At 66.2% G+C, this 18642-nt stretch carries 15 protein-coding genes; 2 read left to right on the top strand and 13 right to left on the bottom strand.

Annotation, left to right across the window (positions count from 1 at the left end; all coding sequences use genetic code 11):
- Nucleotides 1-15: 15 nt before the first annotated feature.
- The 6 genes from JEY66_RS01610 to pcaF form a co-directional block, all read right to left on the bottom strand.
- Complete coding sequence (locus JEY66_RS01610; RefSeq protein ID WP_018269211.1) at nt 16-870, bottom strand: shikimate dehydrogenase; 855 nt, start codon at nt 868-870, stop codon at nt 16-18.
- 21 nt (nt 871-891) lie between these two features.
- Nucleotides 892-1356: an SRPBCC domain-containing protein gene (locus tag JEY66_RS01605; RefSeq protein ID WP_016845546.1), complete on the bottom strand. Its 465-nt coding sequence runs from the start codon at nt 1354-1356 to the stop codon at nt 892-894.
- Nucleotides 1357-1367: 11 nt separating this feature from the next.
- The gene (locus JEY66_RS01600; RefSeq protein WP_016845545.1) at nt 1368-1691 is read right to left on the bottom strand and encodes an ArsR/SmtB family transcription factor; all 324 of its coding nucleotides are present in this window, start codon (nt 1689-1691) and stop codon (nt 1368-1370) included.
- A 142-nt stretch (nt 1692-1833) separates the two neighbouring features.
- Nucleotides 1834-2436, bottom strand: a complete 603-nt coding sequence (pcaG, locus tag JEY66_RS01595) for a protocatechuate 3,4-dioxygenase subunit alpha (protein WP_018269212.1) — start codon at nt 2434-2436, stop codon at nt 1834-1836.
- Nucleotides 2437-3138 carry a protocatechuate 3,4-dioxygenase subunit beta gene (gene pcaH, locus JEY66_RS01590; protein ID WP_026192001.1) on the bottom strand — a complete coding sequence of 234 codons (702 nt, stop codon included), beginning with the start codon at nt 3136-3138 and terminating at the stop codon, nt 2437-2439.
- Nucleotides 3139-3243: 105 nt separating this feature from the next.
- Nucleotides 3244-4452, bottom strand: coding sequence for a 3-oxoadipyl-CoA thiolase (gene pcaF / locus JEY66_RS01585; protein ID WP_018269214.1), 1209 nt, complete (start codon nt 4450-4452; stop codon nt 3244-3246).
- 313 nt (nt 4453-4765) lie between these two features.
- On the opposite strand from pcaF, the gene mutS reads away from it, so the two are divergent.
- Nucleotides 4766-7492, top strand: coding sequence for a DNA mismatch repair protein MutS (gene mutS / locus JEY66_RS01580; RefSeq protein WP_018269215.1), 2727 nt, complete (start codon nt 4766-4768; stop codon nt 7490-7492).
- Between the two features lie 114 nt (nt 7493-7606).
- Here mutS and JEY66_RS01575 read toward each other — a convergent pair whose 3' ends face one another.
- The 5 genes from JEY66_RS01575 to JEY66_RS01555 all read right to left on the bottom strand — a co-directional run bounded on the left by JEY66_RS01575 (nt 7607) and on the right by JEY66_RS01555 (nt 11976).
- Complete coding sequence (locus JEY66_RS01575; protein ID WP_016845539.1) at nt 7607-8410, bottom strand: hypothetical protein; 804 nt, start codon at nt 8408-8410, stop codon at nt 7607-7609.
- Between the two features lie 176 nt (nt 8411-8586).
- On the bottom strand, nt 8587-9096 hold the full coding sequence (locus JEY66_RS01570; RefSeq protein ID WP_016845538.1) for an OsmC family protein: 510 nt from the start codon (nt 9094-9096) through the stop codon (nt 8587-8589).
- Between the two features lie 58 nt (nt 9097-9154).
- Nucleotides 9155-9940 carry an ABC transporter ATP-binding protein gene (locus tag JEY66_RS01565; RefSeq protein ID WP_016845537.1) on the bottom strand — a complete coding sequence of 262 codons (786 nt, stop codon included), beginning with the start codon at nt 9938-9940 and terminating at the stop codon, nt 9155-9157.
- On the bottom strand, nt 9940-10773 hold the full coding sequence (locus JEY66_RS01560; RefSeq protein WP_038376041.1) for an ABC transporter permease: 834 nt from the start codon (nt 10771-10773) through the stop codon (nt 9940-9942). The genes JEY66_RS01565 and JEY66_RS01560 overlap by 1 nt, the downstream gene beginning before the upstream one ends.
- Before the next feature lie 228 nt (nt 10774-11001).
- A complete protein-coding gene (locus tag JEY66_RS01555; RefSeq protein ID WP_016845535.1) occupies nt 11002-11976 on the bottom strand; it encodes an aliphatic sulfonate ABC transporter substrate-binding protein in 975 nt (324 codons plus the stop codon).
- A gap of 198 nt (nt 11977-12174) precedes the next feature.
- Here JEY66_RS01555 and JEY66_RS01550 point away from each other — a divergent pair, with 198 nt between their 5' ends.
- On the top strand, nt 12175-14967 hold the full coding sequence (locus JEY66_RS01550; RefSeq protein WP_018269216.1) for a [protein-PII] uridylyltransferase: 2793 nt from the start codon (nt 12175-12177) through the stop codon (nt 14965-14967).
- 233 nt (nt 14968-15200) lie between these two features.
- Here the strand turns inward: JEY66_RS01550 and JEY66_RS01545 are convergent, their stop codons facing one another.
- Together JEY66_RS01545 and JEY66_RS01540 are read right to left on the bottom strand one after the other, a co-directional pair.
- A complete protein-coding gene (locus tag JEY66_RS01545) occupies nt 15201-17147 on the bottom strand; it encodes a glycosyltransferase (protein ID WP_026192002.1) in 1947 nt (648 codons plus the stop codon).
- On the bottom strand, nt 17144-18499 hold the full coding sequence (locus tag JEY66_RS01540; protein WP_240536779.1) for an HlyD family secretion protein: 1356 nt from the start codon (nt 18497-18499) through the stop codon (nt 17144-17146). Before JEY66_RS01540 ends, JEY66_RS01545 begins: the two co-directional genes overlap by 4 nt.
- Nucleotides 18500-18642: the final 143 nt, after the last annotated feature.

Here is an 18642-nt window from a genome sequence, read left to right as displayed (position 1 = left end):
TGATGTCTCCGCCCCTCAGGCGGGCACAGAGTAGCGTGCGGCCATCACCGCGTCGAACGCATTTGCCATGACATCAGTCGAAGGCATCATCGTCGTGAACAATTCGAACGCGTCCGCTGCTGCGTAGATCGCAAGATCGCGCCCGGTCAGGACTTTGGAGCCCTTGGCCTTGGCCGCCAACAGCAGCGGCGTCCACAGCGGCGTGTAGACGGCGTCGGCGACCCACATCGACGGATGCAGCAACGCGTCCGGCACGGGACTGTCGCGGTTCGGCAGCATGCCGACCGGCGTTGCGTTGACGACGCCGGTCGCGCCATCGACCGCGGCCTCGACGCCGGCGACACCACGAACCGCATGACGGCCGGCCAACTGGCCGGCCAGCCGCGCGACCTTCGCGGCATCAGCGTCGAAGATGCGGAGCTCACCAACGCCGAGGCCGGCCAGCGCAAAGGCGATCGCCTTGCCGACGCCGCCGGCACCGATCAGCGCGATCGGGCCGCGCGGCGTTGATGCAAGCAGCGGCGTGATCGCACGCACAAAACCTGACGCGTCGGTGTTGTGTCCGACCAGCCGCGCATCATCGACGACGATGGTGTTGACCGCGCCGATCGCGCGTGCATCCGGCGCGAGGCTATCAATGAGATCGACGACCGCCTCCTTGTAGGGAAAGGTGACGTTGACGCCGGCGAAGCCGAGCCGCCTGATGCCCTCGAGCATCGCGCGCAGATCGTCGCGGCCGGCGCCCTTGACCTCGATGAGCTGGTAGTGACAGCGGACGCCGAGCGCTGCTGCGGCCTTCTCGTGCATCGCAGGCGCCGCCGAATGCGCGATCGGATAGCCAATCAGCCCCGTCAGGAAACGGTCGCGCATTGTCCCTCACGTCAGTCACGTTCAGCTCATGCGGTCGAGCCGAGCATAGCTGTCTTCCATGCCGTGCTCCATGCCGGTCGCGAGCATCGCCGCGCGCGTCTCCGCATCCGGCAGCGTCATCCGCATCGTCATCAGGGTGCCGTCGCCGTCGGGCGCGAAACGCGTCTCGACGTGATTGTCCGGCGTCGGATCCGGCAGATGCATGCGCTCGACATGGACGATGCGGCTAAACGGTTCGAGCGCGAGATATTCGCCGGTCAGATGGAAGCCGCCACCCTTGCCGTCGGTCCATTCGTAGCGGATCCTGCCGCCGGGCTTCGCCTCGCTGATGCAGACCGGCATGGTCCAGCCGTCGGGACCGAGCAGCCACTTTTGCAGCAACTCCGGCACGGTATGCGCGCGATACACCGCCTCCGGCGGCGCGACGAAGCGCCTGGTCACGACGACATAGCGGTCGCCTTCGGTCTTCAGCGTCAACTTGCTCATGGGGGTACCCTTCACTGCTCAGGCTTCATTGCGGCCAGCACGTCGTCCAGCCGGTCGTAATTGGTTTCCAGCGCGCGGCGCAGCATGCCGAGCCATTGATCGATCTCGGCAACCGCCGATGGCGCCAGCCGGCACGGCCGCTTGGTGCCCTCGATCCGCCGCACGATCAGGCCGGCGCCCTCGAGCACCTTGAGATGGCGGGAGATCGCGGGCTGGGTCATGTCGAACGGCTCGACCAGCTCCATGACCGTCGCCTCGCCCAGCGCGAGGCGCGCCAGGATCGCCCGGCGGGTCGGGTCGGCGAGCGCGGAAAAGGCGGCGTCGAGGTTGGCCATGCATGATCTCGTATCGGTTATATAAATGACTTGTTATATAACCGATGACGCATGGTCAAGCGAAATCCGCTGCGTCGAACGCGCGCAGCGGATTCCGCTCGTCCCTTCGATGCTGGAATTGCGCAGCGGTCGCGGCGCGCAGCTAGACGTCGAAGAACACGGTCTCGTTGTCGCCCTGCAGATGGACGTCGAAGCTGTAGGTGTTGCCCACACCGGCCTTGCGCCTGGCGATCAGCGTGGCGCGGCGATCAGCCGGCACCAGCGCGAGCGTGGAGTCGCCGGCGTTGCCGGCCTCGTCGTCGAAATAGATCCGGGTGTAGAGGTGCAGCAGCATGCCGCGCGCGAACACCGCGAGCAGGATGTGCGGCGCCTGCGGCTTGCCGTCGGCATCCGGCACCACGCCCGGCTTGATGGTGTCAAACGCGTAGGCGCCGTTCTTGTCGGTGCCGCAGCGGCCAAAGCCCTTGAAGGTCGAGTTCGGCAATGCGCGCGCATCCTGCGGATCGGAGAAGCGGCCCTGCGCGTCGGCCTGCCAGATCTCCAGCATGCAGTCCGGGATCACGGCGCCATCGCCGTCATAGACCTTGCCCTCGACGCGGATGCGCTCGCCGGACACATCGGGCGTCAACAGGTTGCTGGTGAAGGCGTCGTTCCACTCATACTCGCCGTTCGGCGTCAGGCCATACTTGAAATAGGGACCGACGGTCTGCGAGGGCGTGATTCCATCAGGGCGCTGGTTCGACACTTACCTGGTCTCCATCGGCGTGGCACTCTGCCCGCGCAGCACGATATCGAAGCGGTAGCACAGCGCCCATTCCGGCTTGGTGTTCTCGAGATCGAAGGACGAGATCATCCGCGCCCGCGCCTTTTCGTCGGTCACCGAATTGAAGATCGGATCGAACGGAAACAGGGGATCGCCGGGGAAATACATCTGCGTGACGAGACGCGAGATGAAGGAATGGCCGAACACCGAGAAATGGATGTGCGCGGGCCGCCAGGCATTGTGGTGATTGCCCCAGGGATAGGCGCCCGGCTTGATGGTGGTGAATTTGTAGTAGCCTTGGGCATCGGTCTGGGCACGGCCGGCGCCGGTGAAGTTCGGATCAAGCGGCGCCGGGTGCTGGTCGACGACATGGATGTAGCGGCCGCAGGCATTGGCCTGCCAAAGCTCGACCAGCGTGTTCGGCACACCGCGGCCGTCCTCGTCGAGCACATGACCATGCACGATGATGCGCTCGCCGAGCGGCTCGCCCTTGGCCTGGATGGTGAGATCGTTGTCGTGCGCGCGCACCGTCTCATGACCATAGACCGGTCCGGTCAACTCCGAGAGCGTGTGCCGCATCGGGATCAGCGGCTTTTGCGGCGAACGCTTCACGGTGGAGCGATAGTCCGGCGACAGCCGCGCCGGATGGGCTGCAAGCGATTGCAGCGGGTACAATAAGGTCATGGCGAATTCCTCCGCGGCCCACGCGCCCGGTGAGCTCACATCAGATCATTATAATGCATAACCAAATTGGGGAAGGGCTGTTTTCAGCCCCTCCAAGTCACTGACCTAGTTCAGCTTTTCGATCGCAACCGCGACGCCTTGGCCGACCCCGACGCACATAGTTGCCAAGGCAAGCTTCCCGCCCCGCTTCTCCATGCCGTGGACGGCGGTCAAGACCAGCCGCGCGCCGCTCATGCCGAGCGGGTGGCCGAGCGCGATAGCGCCGCCATGCGGATTGACGAAATCGGCGTCTTCCTTGACGCCGAGCTGGCGCAGGCAGGCGATGCCCTGCGAGGCGAAGGCCTCGTTGAGCTCGATCAGATCGAAGTCCGACACCTTGATGCCGAGACGCTCGACCAGCTTCCTGGTCGCCGGCACCGGGCCGATGCCCATGATGCGCGGCGGCACCGCGGCCGACGCCAGGCCGAGGAGCTTTGCACGCGGGGTCAGGCCGTGCTTTTTCACCGCGGCTTCGGAAGCGAGGATCATCGCGGCGGCGCCGTCATTGACACCGGATGCGTTGCCCGCGGTCACCGTGCCCGGATTGCGCACGATTGGCTTCAGTTTTGCCAATCCTTCGAGCGTGGTCTCGGGACGCGGATGCTCGTCCTTGTCGACGGTGATGGGGCCGGCCTTGCCGCCGGGCACCTGGATCGGCACGATCTCCTCGGCGAAATAGCCCGACGCGATCGCCGCGCCCGCGCGCTGCTGCGAGCGGATCGCCATCGCATCCTGATCGGCGCGCGACACCTGGAATTCCTCGGCGACGTTCTCGCCGGTCTCCGGCATTGCATCGACGCCGTACTGCGCCTTCATCAGCGGATTGATGAAGCGCCAGCCGATCGTGGTGTCGTAGATCTCGGACGAGCGCGAGAAGGCTTCCGCGGCCTTGCCCATCACGAACGGTGCGCGCGTCATCGATTCGACGCCGCCCGCGATCGCGAAATCGATCTCGCCGGCGCGGATGGCGCGGCCCGCGGCGCCGACCGCATCGAGCCCCGAGGCGCAGAGCCGGTTCAGGGTCTGGCCGGGAACCGACTCCGGCATGCCGGCGAGCAACAGCGCCATGCGCGCGACGTTGCGGTTGTCTTCGCCGGCCTGGTTGGCGCAGCCGAAATAGACCTCGTCGACCTCGTTCCAATTGAGCGTCGGGTGCTTGGCCATCAGCGCCTTGATCGGGGCCGCCGCGAGATCGTCGGCACGCACCTTGGCGAGCGAACCGCCGAAACGGCCGATCGGAGTCCGGACGGCATCGCAAATGAACACATCACGCATTGAATCTCTCCCTGAATGCCGCGACTTAGGCGCTGGATCGGCTGGAACTCAAGATCGGTTTTAGGAGCGTGCCCGCGGCAGGTCAATTGACGCCGCTGCGCGCCCTGCACGCATTACCGTGAGGGCTGTCATCATGGCACCGTGGACAGGGTGGAAAACTCCGGTCTCGCGGATAGGACCGCGTGGCGAAATTCTGTAGTTTCCGCCGTCTGGAGCCTGACGGTTCTGATGAGATCAGAACCGGGCTCCAGATTTTTCTTTGGACGCGTTTTCTTCACGCGAACCGGTACCCACTTCTCTCGAAAACGCTCTAATGACCATTCAGCAGCCCATCCCCGTTCCGCCCGAAGCCACTCCCGCCGAGGCGCCGTCGCGCGTCACGCCGATGATGGAACAGTATCTGGAAATCAAGGCCGCCCATCCCGGGCTGCTGCTGTTCTACCGGATGGGCGATTTCTACGAGCTGTTCTTCGAGGATGCCGAGATCGCCTCCAAGACGCTCGGCATCGTGCTGACCAAGCGCGGCAAGCATCAGGGCATGGACATCCCGATGTGCGGCGTGCCGGTCGAACGCTCCGAGGATTACCTGCATCGCCTGATCGGCGCCGGCCACCGTGTCGCGGTGTGCGAGCAGACGGAAAATCCCGCCGAGGCAAAAGCCCGCGGCAACAAGAGCGTGGTCCGCCGCGGCGTGGTGCGGCTGGTGACGCCGGGCACGCTGACCGAAGACACGCTGCTCGACGCCCGCACCAACAATTACCTGATCGCGATCGCGCGCGCCCGCGGCTCGGCCGGCGCCGACCGGCTCGGGCTGGCCTGGATCGACATCTCGACCTCCGAATTCATGGTGACGGAGTGCGCGACCGCCGAGCTCGCGGCAACGCTGGCGCGCATCAATCCGAACGAGGCGATCGTCACCGATGCGCTCTACAGCGACAGCGAGCTGGCACCGACCCTGCGCGAGCTGCCGTCGGTGACGCCGCTGACCCGCGACGTGTTCGACAGCGCCACCGCCGAGCGGCGGCTGTGCGACTATTTCGCGGTCGCGACCATGGACGGCCTGTCGGCGATGTCGCGGCTGGAAGCGACCGCTGCCGCCGCGGCCGTTACCTATATCGACCGCACCCAGGTCGGCAAGCGGCCGCCGCTGTCGCCGCCGGCGCGCGAGGCCGCCGGCACCACGATGGCGATCGACCCGGCGACCCGCGCCAATCTCGAGCTGACGCGCACGCTGGCCGGCGAGCGCCGCGGCTCGCTGCTCGATGCGATCGACTGCACCGTCACCGCGGCGGGCTCGCGCCTCTTGGCGCAACGCCTTGCCGCGCCGCTGACCGATGTCGCCGTGATCGCGCGGCGGCTCGATGCGGTCGCCGTTTTCGTTGCGGACACCGCGGCGCGCGAGGACATCAGGACCGTGCTGCGCGCGGCACCCGACATGTCGCGCGCATTGGCGCGGCTCTCGGTCGGCCGCGGCGGCCCGCGCGATCTCGCCAGCCTGCGCGACGGCATCCTCGCCGCCGACCAGGCGCTGGAGCTGCTGGCGCAGCTTGCCGATCCGCCGGCCGAGATTTCGACCGTAATGGCGGCATTGCAGCGGCCGTCACGCGATCTGGCGCGGGAGTTCTCCCGCGCGCTGTCCGAGCAATTGCCGCTGATCAAGCGCGACGGCGGTTTCGTCCGCGAGGGGTATGAGACCGCGCTCGACGAGAGCCGCAATCTGCGCGATGCCTCGCGCCTCGTCGTCGCCGCGATGCAGGCGCGCTATGCCGAGGACACCGGCATCAAGACGCTGAAGATCCGGCACAACAATGTGCTCGGCTATTTCGTCGAGGTCACCGCGCAGCACGGCGACAAGCTGTTCGCGCCGCCGCTGAATGCGACCTTCATCCATCGCCAGACGCTGGCCGGACAGGTCCGCTTCACCACCGCAGAGCTCGGCGAGACCGAAGCCAAGATCGCCAATGCCGGCGAGCGCGCGCTCAATCTCGAGCTCGAGATCTTCGAACGCTTGAGCGCGATGGCGCTCGCCGCCGGCGACGACCTGCGCAACGCCGCGCATGCCTTTGCGATGCTCGACGTCGCGACGTCATTGGCCAAACTTGCGATCGACGACAATTACGTGCGGCCCGACGTCGACGGCTCGCTCGGCTTTGCGATCGAGGGCGGCCGGCATCCGGTGGTCGAGCAGGCGCTGAAACGCGACGGCCAGCCGTTCATCGCCAATGCCTGCGATCTCTCCCCGGCGCCCGCACAAAAATCCGGCCAGCTCTGGCTGATCACCGGTCCGAACATGGCCGGTAAATCGACCTTCCTGCGCCAGAACGCGCTGATCGCGCTCTTGGCGCAGATCGGCTCCTACGTGCCGGCGTCGCGGGCGCGGCTCGGCATCGTCGACCGGCTGTTCTCGCGCGTCGGCGCCGCCGATGATCTGGCGCGGGGACGCTCGACCTTCATGGTCGAGATGGTCGAAACCGCGGTGATCCTGAACCAGGCCAGCGAGCGGTCGCTGGTGATCCTCGACGAGATCGGCCGCGGCACCGCGACGTTCGACGGATTGTCGATCGCCTGGGCCGCGATCGAGCATCTGCATGAGAGCAACCGCTGCCGCACGCTGTTCGCCACGCATTATCACGAGCTGACCGCGCTCTCGGCGAAACTGCCGCGGATGTTCAACGCCACGGTGCGGGTCAAGGAATGGCAGGGCGATGTCGTGTTCCTGCACGAGGTGCTGCCCGGCTCCGCCGACCGCTCCTACGGCATCCAGGTCGCAAAACTCGCCGGCTTGCCGCCGGCCGTGATCACGCGCGCCAAATCGGTGCTGGCCAAACTCGAAGCCCAGGACCGCGGCCAGACCGCGCGCGCTCTGGTCGACGATCTGCCGCTGTTCGCCGTCCCCTCCCGCGCCGCCGCCGAGGACGCCCCGCCGAGCGACGCGGATCTGCTGGTCGAGGCGGTGAAGGCGCTGCATCCCGACGAGATGTCGCCGCGCGAGGCGCTGGACGCGCTGTATGCCTTGCGGGCGAAGCTGCCGAAGCATTAGATCCGTAGCAAGGTCGGGATGGGGTCAGCCGCAGGCAACACCGTTTGCGGAGAGAGCAGATCCCCACCCGCTTTGCTCTGCCGAGCAGAGCGACCTCCCCTTTTCAAGGGGAGGTTAAGACGCCTTCCCACTCTTCCTCCGCCCGATCCGCCACAGCACCAGATTCCAGACGATGCAGGTGGCGAGCGCGCAGCAGAGGCCGATTGGCGAGCCGAATTGCAGCACCGCGACGTGCAGCACGGCAACGCCGAGACCGAAGCCCATCAGGCCCCAGGCGCTGTTGGCGAGCACGGCGGCGGTTGCGGGGCCGCCGATGCGCGGATGCAGGATCAGCATCATCGAGGAGAATACGATCGGAAACAGCGCCATCACGCCGGTGACGCGAGGGCCGACCCAGCCTGACGCCGTGACCACGGTGCCGACCAGGCTTGCGACCAGCGCAGCGCGCAGCGGAATGTCGTACCAGCGCCGCGCGATCAGCGGCATTTTAGCGACGTGCCGATAGGGCTTCAGCAGCGGGATGCAGATCGCAAAGGTGATGGCATTGACGATCAGGCCGGCGGCGAGCGACCACTCGAACTGGCGGATGATGGTGGCGAGCACCAGCCACACCGCAATCGCGCTGCCCGCGCTGATCCACATGCTGAAGCGCTGCGCCAGCACGGCGTAGGTCAGGCCCATATAGATGGTGGCGGCGTTGACCGGCAGGCTCGCCAGCGCGCCCTCGGCGATGAAGGCGGCGTCATGGTCGAGCGCGAGGAAGGTGTAGGATGGCCCGGCCGAGATCGGCAGGGTCGCGATCAGCGCGCCGATCACCGGTCCCGAACGCTCCGTGATGATGGACGCGCTGACCACGAATGCGGCCGCCACCGCCATGCGCAGCACGAGGATCAGGACGAAGTGGAGTTCGGGGGACATTTCTTCTTTTCTTATCCTCCCCTGGAGGGGGAGGATCGGTTCGCATGCAGCGCAGCGAAACGAGGTGGGGTGATCTCTCAACACGGGCACTGATCGGGCAGAGAGACTTTCACCCCACCCCGCCGCTCATTGCATTCGCGTCGACCCTCCCCCTCCAGGGGAGGGTAAGCGAGACCTCACACCCGCTGCATCGTCACCGACACCTTCGGGCCGTTCTTGATGGTCTGATAGACCACGCAATAACGCTCGGTGAGTTTCAGCAAGAGGTCGAGCTTGTCCTGCGGCGCGTCGGTGCCGATCTCGAAGCGGAGGCGGATCTCGCGGAAGCCGACCGGGGTCTCCTTGTCGACGCCGAGCGTGCCGCGGAAATCGAGATCGCCCTCGGCGAACACATTGCCGACTTTCAGCGGTACCTCGATCGCGGTGGCGACCGATTTCAGCGTGACGCCGGCGCAGGCGACCAGCGCCTCCAGCAGCATGTCGCCGGAGCAGAGCTCGAGCCCGGAGCCGCCGGTGGCCGGATGCAGGCCGGCGATCGCGAGCGCACGGCCGGTCTCGACCTTGCAGGCGATGCTCTCATTGTCGATCGAGCCCTTGGCCTTCAGCGTGATCACGGCGGCCTGGGGGTCGGTCTTGTAGCGCTCCTTGATCGGAGCCTGCATTGCGCGGAGTTCGGCGGAGTCCATGGGTCTGCTCCCGGCTATTCTTCTTAGCCTTCGGATGTAAGGCCTTAACGAGCGGATGTCACCACCACATCGCCTCGCCGGCGCTGGATTTGTCGGTGACGTCACGCACGGAACGGTCCAGCGAACGGTCGAGCGCGGTCAGCACGCGGCGGGTGAAAGTGTCGAACAGTTCCGATTTGCGGTCGCGCGGCCGCGCCAGATTGATGGTGATCTCCTCGAACAGCCGGCCCGGCCGCGGCCGCATCACCAGCACGCGATCAGCCAGCACCACGGCCTCGTCGACGTCGTGGGTGACCAGGATCAGGGTCGGCCGCGTGTCGGCCCACAGATCGAGCAGATGATCCTGCAGATCGCGCCGCGTGAAGGCATCAAGCGCCGAGAACGGCTCGTCGAGCAGCAGCACTTCGGGCTGCGGCACCAGCGCGCGGGCGATCGCGACCCGCTGCGCCTGGCCACCCGACAGTTCGCGCGGCCAGGCCGCGGCCTTGTCGGCAAGGCCGACGCGGGCGAGCGCCGATGCGACCCGCGCGCGCCTCGCCTCCGCCGGAAGGTCGGTGAGGCCGAAGCCGATATTGTCGGCGACGCTGAGCCAGGGCAGCAGCCGCGGCTCCTGGAAGATGATCCCGATCTTGGCGTGCGGCGAGGTGATCACCGCATTGTCGAGCGTCACGCTGCCCGTGCTGGCACGATCGAGGCCGGCGATGGCGCGCAGCAGCGTCGACTTGCCGCAACCGGAGCCGCCGATGATCGCGATGATCTCGCCGGGTGCAATCTCGGCCGAGAAGCGCTCCAGCGCGTGGACACCATTCGGATAGGTCTTGCCGACGTCCTTCAGCGCCAGCATCACTGCCCTCCCCGGGCGCCGAACGCGTCCTGCCAGCGCAGCAGCGGCGCGGCCGCGACCTCGATCAGCCAGTCGGTGAGCTTGCCGAGGATCGCGAAGATCACGATCGCGGCGAGGATCTGCGCCGGCTTGCCGAGCTGCTGGCCGTCGAGCAGAAGGTAGCCGAGGCCTTCGGAGGCGCCGATCAGTTCGGCCGCGACCACGAACATCCACCCCAAACCAAGCCCGACCCGCAGCGCCACCACATAGGCCGGCAGCACGGCCGGCAACAGGATACGGCGGATCATCGCCGGTCCGGACAACCGGAACACGCGCCCGACCTCGACCACCTTGCGATCGACCGACAGGATCGCGCCCATCACGCCGAGATAGATCGGAAAGAACACGCCGACCGCGATCAGCGCGACCTTCGAGGTCTCAAAAATGCCGAGCCAGAGCACGAATAACGGGACCCAGGCGAGCGAGGGGATCGCGCGCAGCGCCTGCACCGTCGGATCGAGCAGCCGCTTGGCAAAATCCCAGTAGCCGGAGATCGCGCCCAGAATGGTGCCGGCGACGACGCCAAGCGCAAAGCCCGCGCCGACGCGCCACAGCGTCGCGAGGATATGGCGCGACAGCTCGCCGCTTTTGGCGAGCTCGACGATGGTCTCGAACACCTTTGACGGCGGCGGCACCAGGCGACCGTTGGAGTAGCCGAGAGCAACGACGAGTTCCCAGCCCAGCGCGAGCGCGACCGGCAGCACGAGCCCGAGCACCGGGCGCGCATGGCGCGACCACCGCGCCGACGCACCGGGCGGGGCCGCCTGTTCCAGCGCGGGCAGGTCAACGGTCATGGCCATAGCAAGAACTATTCTTCCGATGGGATTGCAAGGTGGGGACGATGACCTCTTATCCTCCCCTGGAGGGGGAGGATCGGTTCGCATGAAATGCGAACCGAGGTGGGGTGAAGGTCTCTCGTAACGGGCACTGCCCGAGTGGAGAGGTCACCCCACCCCGGCTCACATCTCGCTTCGCTCGCTGTGAACCGACCCTCCCCCTCCAGGGGAGGGTGAATAAGCGAGTCAATTCGTCGGCAGCGGGACCTGATCGTCGATCAAGGAATCCAGCGCGGCCTTCACATCGGTCTTGGCGTCGATCACGCCGGCCTGCTGCAGCGCGAGGCCGGCGGCGAGGATCGATTCGCGCTGGGCGCTACCGATCCGGCTGTGGGTCAGCTCGGTGCGCTCCTTGAGCTGCTTGTCGACCACGGCATCCGGCAGCTTGGTGACCGCGATGAAGGTCTTCTTCAGCTCGTCATAATTGGCCAGCGAATATTTCCGCGCTTCCTCGTAAGTCGCGAGCACGCGGCGGACGATGTCCGGATGCGCTTTCAGGAACTCCTCGCGCACATTGAGGATGCCCCAGGTGTTGGCTTCCGCCTTGCGGTAGAACAGCTTTGCGCCGTCCTCGACCTCGGCCTGCGCCATCATCGGATCGAGGCCGGCCCAGGCGTCGACGTCGCCGCGGATCAGCGCGGTCTTGCCGTCGGCGTGCTGCAACAGCACCGGCGTGATGTCCTTTTCGGTGAGGCCGGCGCCGAGCAGCGCGCGAACCAGGAAGATGTGCGGGTCGGTGCCACGCGTCACCGCGACGCGCTTGCCCTTGAGGTCGGCGACGGACGCGATCCTGGAGTCCCTGGTCGTGACCAGCGCGGTCCATTCGGGACGCGAATAGACATAGATCGACTTGATCGGGTTGCCGTTGATCTTCGCGACCAGCGCGGCCGAGCCCGCGGTCGAGCCGAGATCGATCGAACCGGCGTTAAGGAATTCGAGCGCCTTGTTCGAGCCGGCCGACTGCACCCAGACGATGTTGATGCCGTCCTTGGCGAACTCCTTCTCCAAGAGGCCCTTCTGCTTCAGGACCATCGACACCGGATTGTAGGTCGCCCAGTCGATCCGGATCTCCTTCAGCGCGTCGGCGGCGCGCGCCGCGCCGGGCAGTAAGGTCGAGACCGCGAGCAGCGCTGCGAACGTGCGCCGGGAAAATTTCTGCATTCGTCGACCCCCTCGATCAGATTATGAAACGATCTTTTATTTCAATGAGTTAGCCTTGCGGTCAACGAGAAAATCTCTACCCTTTACGAGATGGCGCGAGAACGATCTTGCTCAAGGCGTCGTGGAGAGAGCATGGAGCCGCTGTCCTTATACTTTGGTCAGTGACAGCAACAGCTCTGTCCGATATCGGATGAACCTATGGACAGCGTCGTAGCCGAGGCCCGCCCTGAAGCGGATGATCGTTTCGAGACCGTGCGGATCACCGCGGCGGTCAATGCACTTGCCGAACAGCACGCCGGCCGCGAGGACCAGTTCCGCGCCGCGATGGCGCAGCTGCTCAAGGCCGAGCTGATCGCGGCGCGCGCCACGGCGCAGGCGCTGCTGCTGAAGGACCGTCACGGCCGCCGCTGCGCCGAACGGCTCTGCTTCGTGCAGGACGAGATCATCCGCATCCTCTACGCGGCGGCGACCCGGCATCTCTATCATTCGCCGATCCCCTCGGGCGCCGAACGCATGGCCGTGGTGGCGACCGGCGGCTATGGCCGCGGGCTGATGGCGCCGGAATCCGACATCGACCTGCTGTTCATCCTGCCCTACAAGCAGACCGCCTGGGGCGAACAGGTTGCCGAAGCCATTCTCTATTGCCTCTGGGACATGGGGCTGAAGGTCGGCCACGCCACGCGCTCGGTCGATGAATCGATCCGTCAGGCGCGCGGCGACATGACGATCCGCACCGCGATCCTGGAGACGCGCTTCCTGACCGGCGACCAGCCGCTCTATGACGAGCTGGTCGAGCGCTTCGACAAGGAAGTGGTGCAGGGCACCGCGTCGGAATTCGTCACCGCCAAGCTTGCCGAGCGCGAGGAGCGGCATCGCCGCGCCGGCCAGTCGCGCTATCTGGTCGAGCCCAACGTCAAGGACGGCAAGGGCGGCCTGCGCGACCTGCATACGCTGTTCTGGATCGCCAAATACGTCTACCGCGTGCGCGAGACCGATGAGCTGCTGGAACGCGGCGTGTTCGACGCACAGGAATACCGCACCTTCCGCCGTTGCGCCGACTTCCTGTGGTCGGTGCGCTGCAATCTGCACTTCTTCGCCGGACGCGCCGAGGAACGGCTGTCGTTCGACATGCAGCGCGAGATCGCGGTCCGCCTCGGCTACACCTCGCATCCCGGCATGCAGGACGTCGAGCGCTTCATGAAGCACTACTTCCTGATCGCCAAGGACGTCGGCGACCTCACCGCGATCCTGTGCGCCAAGCTCGAGGAAGAGCACAACAAGCCGGCGCCGGTGCTGAGCCGGATGGTGGCGCGGCTGCGGCCCGGCACCAAGCGGCGGCGGGTCAACGGCAGCGACGACTTCATCGTCGACAACAACCGCATCAACCTCGCCGCGCCCGACGTGTTCAAGCACGATCCGGTCAATCTGATCCGGATCTTCCGCCTCGCGCAGCAGAACAACCTCGCCTTCCACCCCGATGCGATGCGCACGGTGACGCGCTCGCTCAAGCTGATCAACACCCAGCTGCGCGAGAACGACGAAGCCAACCGCCTGTTCATGGAGATCCTGACCTCCGACAACGCGGAGATCGTGCTGCGGCGGATGAACGAGACCGGCGTGCTCGGCCACTTCATCCGCGCCTTCGGCAAGATCGTGTCGATGATGCAGTTCAACATGTACCACCACTACACGGTGGACGAGCATCTGCTCCGCTGCATCGGCTACCTGCAGGACATCGAGCGCGGCGGCAACGAGGAGTTCACGGTCGCCAGCGACCTGTTCCGCAAGATCCGCCCCGAGCACCGCCCGGTGATCTATATCGCGACCCTGCTGCACGACATCGCCAAGGGCCGGCCGGAAGACCATTCGATCGCCGGCGCCAAGGTGGCGCGGCGGCTGTGCCCGCGGCTCGGCTTCTCGGCGGCCGACACCGAGCTGGTGGCGTGGCTGATCGAGGAGCATTTGACGATGTCGACGGTGGCGCAATCGCGCGACCTGTCCGACCGCAAGACCATCGAGAATTTCGCCGCCGTGGTGCAGTCGGTCGAGCAGATGAAGCTGCTGACGATCCTGACCACGGCCGACATCCGCGGCGTCGGCCCGGGCGTGTGGAACGGCTGGAAGGCGCAGCTGTTGCGCACGCTGTATTACGAGACCGAGCCGGTGCTGACCGGCGGTTTCTCCGAGGTCAACCGCGCCCAGCGCATCGCGGTGGCGCAAGCCGAGTTCCGCCGCGCCTTCACCGAATGGCCGGAGGCGGAGCTCAACGCCTATATCGGCCGGCATTATCCGGCCTACTGGCTCAAGGTCGAGCTGCCGCGCAAGATCCGCCAGGCCCGCTTCATCCGCGCCAGCGAGCAGGCCGGCCACAAGCTCGCGATCAATGTCGGCTTCGACGAGGTCCGCGCCGTCACCGAGCTGACGATCCTGGCGACCGACCATCCCTGGCTGTTGTCGATCATCGCGGGTGCCTGCGCGTCGGCCGGCGCCAACATCGTCGACGCCCAGATCTACACCACGACCGACGGCCGCGCGCTCGACACCATCTCGATCTCACGCGAATACGACCGCGACGAGGATGAGGGCCGCCGCGCGACGCGGATCGGCGAGATGATCGAGCACGTGCTGGAAGGCAAGCTGCGGCTGCCCGAGGCGGTCGCCAAGCGCACTGTCCGCAGCAAGGCGCGGCCGTTCATCGTCGAGCCCGAGGTGACCATCAACAACCAGTGGTCCGACCGCTACACCGTGATCGAGGTCTCCGGTCTCGACCGGCCCGGCCTGCTCTACCAGCTCACCACCGCGATCTCGAAGCTCAACCTCAACATCGCCTCGGCCCATGTCGCGACCTTCGGCGAACGTGCCCGCGACGTGTTCTACGTCACCGACCTGCTCGGCGCCCAGATCACCGCACCGACCCGGCAGGCCGCGATCAAGAGCGCGCTGCTGCATCTGCTGGCGAGCGAGGACCAGGCGGCGAAGCCGGCGGCGTAGATCGAAGACGCGGGAGAGCGTGCAAGACCCGTGATCCTGAGGAGGCCGCGCAGCGGCCGTCTCGAAGGATCGACGGCCACATGTTTTCCGCAAGAGAGTGGGAGTACGCGGAAGCGACCGGGCCGTCGATCCTTCGAGACGCACGTTCCGCGCTCCTCCAGCGACAAAGGCGAAGCCTTTGCGCGGGGATCACGGAATGGCAAGCCGGGCTGCGAAGCCTCGATTCCCGCGGATCAACCGAACAACCGCATCAGCAGGGCCTTGCCGACCGGCGCCGCGCGCACGCCGTGGAAGGCGCGGACATATTCGCCGGCATAGAACGCGCGCACGACATTGACCCGCGTCGCCACCGCATCCTCGAAGCGGACGCCGAAGCCGTCGCGGGTGCGACGGACCACGGTCGCGGCGACGTTCTGTCCGTAGACATTGCATTTGATCAAGGAACCGATGGCGGGCGGGACGGGATCGATGAAGCGCGCACCCGAGATCGAGATGTCGGCCATCCGGATCAAGCGCATCTCGCCGTCCTGATGGATCAGGATCGGCTCGTCGCGTTCGAACCGCTCGGCCTTGCGGCGCCGCGGCTGCTCGATGCAGATGAAGCACACGATCGCGAGTACGACGCAATTGTAGAGGCTCCAGGCCAGCGCCAGCCCGCCATAGGCGATGCTGTCGCCGCGCAGATGCAGGATGAACGCGTAGGCGATCGCCAGCAGCGTGATCAGCAGGGCGGCGCCATAGAGCCGCAGCAGCGGCCATTCGATGAAGCGGCGGTTGCGGTCGCCGCCCTTGGCCGTCACCTTGAACTTGTGGCCCTGCGGCCGGGCGAGGCCGGTCACGACCGCCTTCAACACCGCGGGCGCTGCGATGTATTGCGACACGTCGGTCATGATCGCAAGCGAGCGGCCGCGCGAGATCCAGGCCATCGTGAAGGCGTGCCAGACATAGAACGGCAAGAAATATTTCAGCAGCTCGAACAGGTCGGCATGGACCGCCTTGATCCCGAACAGCAGATAAAGCCACGGCACGACCAGGCCGAAAACCTTGGTGCTGTAGACCGCCGCCCAGCTCATGAAGGCGTCGACCAGCGACAGCCGGTCCATGAAGGCAAGCTTCGATTGCCGCGAGAACGGCCCGCTGCGGCCCCGGAAGATCTGCATGAAACCGAGACACCAGCGGCCGCGCTGCGTGATATATTCCTTCAGTCCCTCCGGCGCGAGGCCGATGGTCAGGCGCTCGTTCAGATAGACCGTACGCAATCCCTTCTCCTTCAGGCGCAGCGTGACGAGGTAATCCTCCGTCACCGAATCGGTCGGGAAGCCGCCGATCTGCATCAGGCCGGAGAAGCGGATCAGCGATGAGGTGCCGCAGCAGAACGCCGTGTCCCAGGCATCCTTGGCCGGCATCAGGATATCGAAGAAGAAGCGCTGCTCGTCGGGCCACACATCGGTCGCCGCGAGATTGGTCTGGATCGGATCCGGGTTGATGAAGTGCTGCGGCGTCTGCACGACGCCGACGCTGCCGTCCTGCATCAGGCTCATCGCCCGGGTCAGGAAGTCCGGCATCGGGACAAAATCCGCATCGAGGATCGAGATGAACTCCGGCCGCTCAGCCAGCCCGGAAACGTGCTGGAGCGCATGATTGATGTTGCCGGCCTTGGCGTGGCGGTTGTCCGGGCGGGCCAGATAGTTGCAGCCGAGCTCCTGGGCGAGCCGGCGCAGCCAGAGCCTGCGGCCGTCGTCGAGCACCCAGACGCGATAATTGGGATAATTGAGCCCGGTCGCGCCGATGATGGTGCGCTCCAGGATCGCCTTCTCCTCATTGTAGGTGCAGATGAAGACGTCCACGAGCGGGGCATCCGCGCTGGCTCTGGATCGACGCAGGATCGCATTGACCTCGGGTGAGCGGTCGATGGTCCGGCTGAGGAACAGCAGCGAGAGACACACCGCGATCATCGAGGCCGCCTCGGCCGCCACGAAGGGATAGCCGATCAGCGCGTCGGCGGTGAGGCCCGGAGGCGGCAGGGTGTGGGTCACCCGCCACGCGAAATAGTGGATGAGCAGGACGAACGACATCCCGGTCATCAGGATGCGGGCCAGGGTCTGCTCGCGGTGGAGCAGGGGCAGGATTGCAAGACAGGCGCCGAAGGCGACCAGCCCGGGCGCAAATGCCGCCATCATGACTTTGCCGCGTCCGCGTTGAACACCACGCGTCCGGTGCGGCCGACCGCGCAATCCTTGCCCGTGGTGTCGAGCGCCGGCATCGAGACAGTCACCCGATAGGGCTCCTTGTTCAGCGCATCCGGATTGATCGCAAGGTTCGCGGGCGCGCCCGACGCGCCGGTGAGATTGACGATCTCGCCCTGGAGCGCGGCGCTGCCGTCATTCGGCTCGAAGCTCGCCTGCTCGCCGAGCTTCAGCCCGTTGTAGACGCTCTCGGTGACGTTCGCCGTGACCACTGCGCCGCTGCAATCGAGCAGCTTGAGCAAGGGCTGCCCGGCCCTGACGTCCTCGCCGGGCGAGGTCATCATCTCCCAGATGCGGCCGCCGACCGGGGCCTTGATGTCGGCTTCGGCCCGGTTGACGTAGTGCAGCTGCTCGGCGGCGATCTCGTGGGTCAGCCAGCCGATCTCCGCATCGGCATGCGCCAGATCGGCGCGCAGGTCGCTGACGCGCTGGCGCATCTCCTCCTCGCGCTGCACGGAGCTCGGCCGGTCGTTGTAGCTGTCGCCGAGATAGGTGCCGTTCCTTACCGCGGTGAGCTCGACCTTGGCGGCGTCGAGGCGCCGTCGCGCGCCGATTTCGGTCTGCTGCGAGATCGCCTGCTCGCGCGTCAGGCGAGCCATTTCGACCGTCGACACGCTGCCCGATTTGATCAGCGACGACGCCCGCTCGACCGCGGCCACGGCCTCCTCCCGCCGCGCGGCGGCGGCCTCGATCGCGGTCTGGATTTCGGCGATCCGGGCCTCGAGCTGGAGGATGCGGCCATCACGGAACTGGCCGGCCTGGCGGGCAAGATCCTGTTGCGCCGTCTCGGCGGCCGCAAGCTTGGCGGCCAGACTCGGGCGCTCATTTTCCAACCGGGACATCTGTCGCCGGAGATCATCGAGCCGCGCGCGATCGCCGCGCGCGTTGACCACGTGAAGGATCGCATCGCCCTCGCGAACCACGCTGAGCTGCGTGGATTTCTGCGGCTTCGCGCTCACGGTGCCGTCGATCGGCGACCGCAAGGTCACGATCCTGGCATTGACCACGGCCTCCACGCTCGAGGTCTGCAACACGGCCCTGAGCGGCAGCCATCCGAAGACGGCCACGATGGCAAGGCCAATGCCGACCTTGAGCAGGCGGCGAACGATCCGGCCCGAGCCGGCGGGTGCTTCGGGATGGGGAGCGCTATCGCTGACCGGCTCGTCATGCTCCGGCTGCAGCCGTTCCTGCAGATCGCGCTGCAATCCCCGTGCGCCCTCGGCCTCCCCCTTGGTGACGGAATTGTTGTCTTCGGGAAGCGGCTTGTGCTGCTGTGCCTGATTCATGATGACCGGCCCCTGATCTGTCAGTGCGCGAACCAACGCACAGCTCTGCAGAGCGATGCCGTTGCCGGACAGATCCAATAATCAGGTGCTTCAAAAGCGGCTAAAGCGAAGGGGGCATCTTTCGAAAAAATTGCTGCAATTTG

It is taken from the genome of Bradyrhizobium elkanii USDA 76 (genome assembly GCF_023278185.1).
GTDB classification, from domain to species: domain Bacteria; phylum Pseudomonadota; class Alphaproteobacteria; order Rhizobiales; family Xanthobacteraceae; genus Bradyrhizobium; species Bradyrhizobium elkanii.
The sequence above is the reverse complement of the archived record's forward strand: the minus strand, read 5'-3'. Positions and strand labels throughout refer to the sequence as shown.

What these genes read in the sequence shown, in the direction of transcription:
- JEY66_RS01545 (WP_026192002.1), bottom strand. Translation starts at nt 17,147, where the DNA reads ATGATGGCGGCATTTGCGCCCGGGCTGGTCGCCTTCGGCGCCTGTCTT.
- JEY66_RS01555 (WP_016845535.1), bottom strand. Translation starts at nt 11,976, where the DNA reads ATGCAGAAATTTTCCCGGCGCACGTTCGCAGCGCTGCTCGCGGTCTCG.
- mutS (WP_018269215.1), top strand. Translation starts at nt 4,766, where the DNA reads ATGACCATTCAGCAGCCCATCCCCGTTCCGCCCGAAGCCACTCCCGCC.
- JEY66_RS01600 (WP_016845545.1), bottom strand. Translation starts at nt 1,691, where the DNA reads ATGGCCAACCTCGACGCCGCCTTTTCCGCGCTCGCCGACCCGACCCGC.
- JEY66_RS01575 (WP_016845539.1), bottom strand. Translation starts at nt 8,410, where the DNA reads ATGTCCCCCGAACTCCACTTCGTCCTGATCCTCGTGCTGCGCATGGCG.
- JEY66_RS01610 (WP_018269211.1), bottom strand. Translation starts at nt 870, where the DNA reads ATGCGCGACCGTTTCCTGACGGGGCTGATTGGCTATCCGATCGCGCAT.
- JEY66_RS01550 (WP_018269216.1), top strand. Translation starts at nt 12,175, where the DNA reads ATGGACAGCGTCGTAGCCGAGGCCCGCCCTGAAGCGGATGATCGTTTC.
- JEY66_RS01560 (WP_038376041.1), bottom strand. Translation starts at nt 10,773, where the DNA reads ATGACCGTTGACCTGCCCGCGCTGGAACAGGCGGCCCCGCCCGGTGCG.
- pcaH (WP_026192001.1), bottom strand. Translation starts at nt 3,138, where the DNA reads ATGACCTTATTGTACCCGCTGCAATCGCTTGCAGCCCATCCGGCGCGG.
- JEY66_RS01565 (WP_016845537.1), bottom strand. Translation starts at nt 9,940, where the DNA reads ATGCTGGCGCTGAAGGACGTCGGCAAGACCTATCCGAATGGTGTCCAC.
- JEY66_RS01540 (WP_240536779.1), bottom strand. Translation starts at nt 18,499, where the DNA reads ATGAATCAGGCACAGCAGCACAAGCCGCTTCCCGAAGACAACAATTCC.
- JEY66_RS01605 (WP_016845546.1), bottom strand. Translation starts at nt 1,356, where the DNA reads ATGAGCAAGTTGACGCTGAAGACCGAAGGCGACCGCTATGTCGTCGTG.
- JEY66_RS01570 (WP_016845538.1), bottom strand. Translation starts at nt 9,096, where the DNA reads ATGGACTCCGCCGAACTCCGCGCAATGCAGGCTCCGATCAAGGAGCGC.
- pcaF (WP_018269214.1), bottom strand. Translation starts at nt 4,452, where the DNA reads ATGCGTGATGTGTTCATTTGCGATGCCGTCCGGACTCCGATCGGCCGT.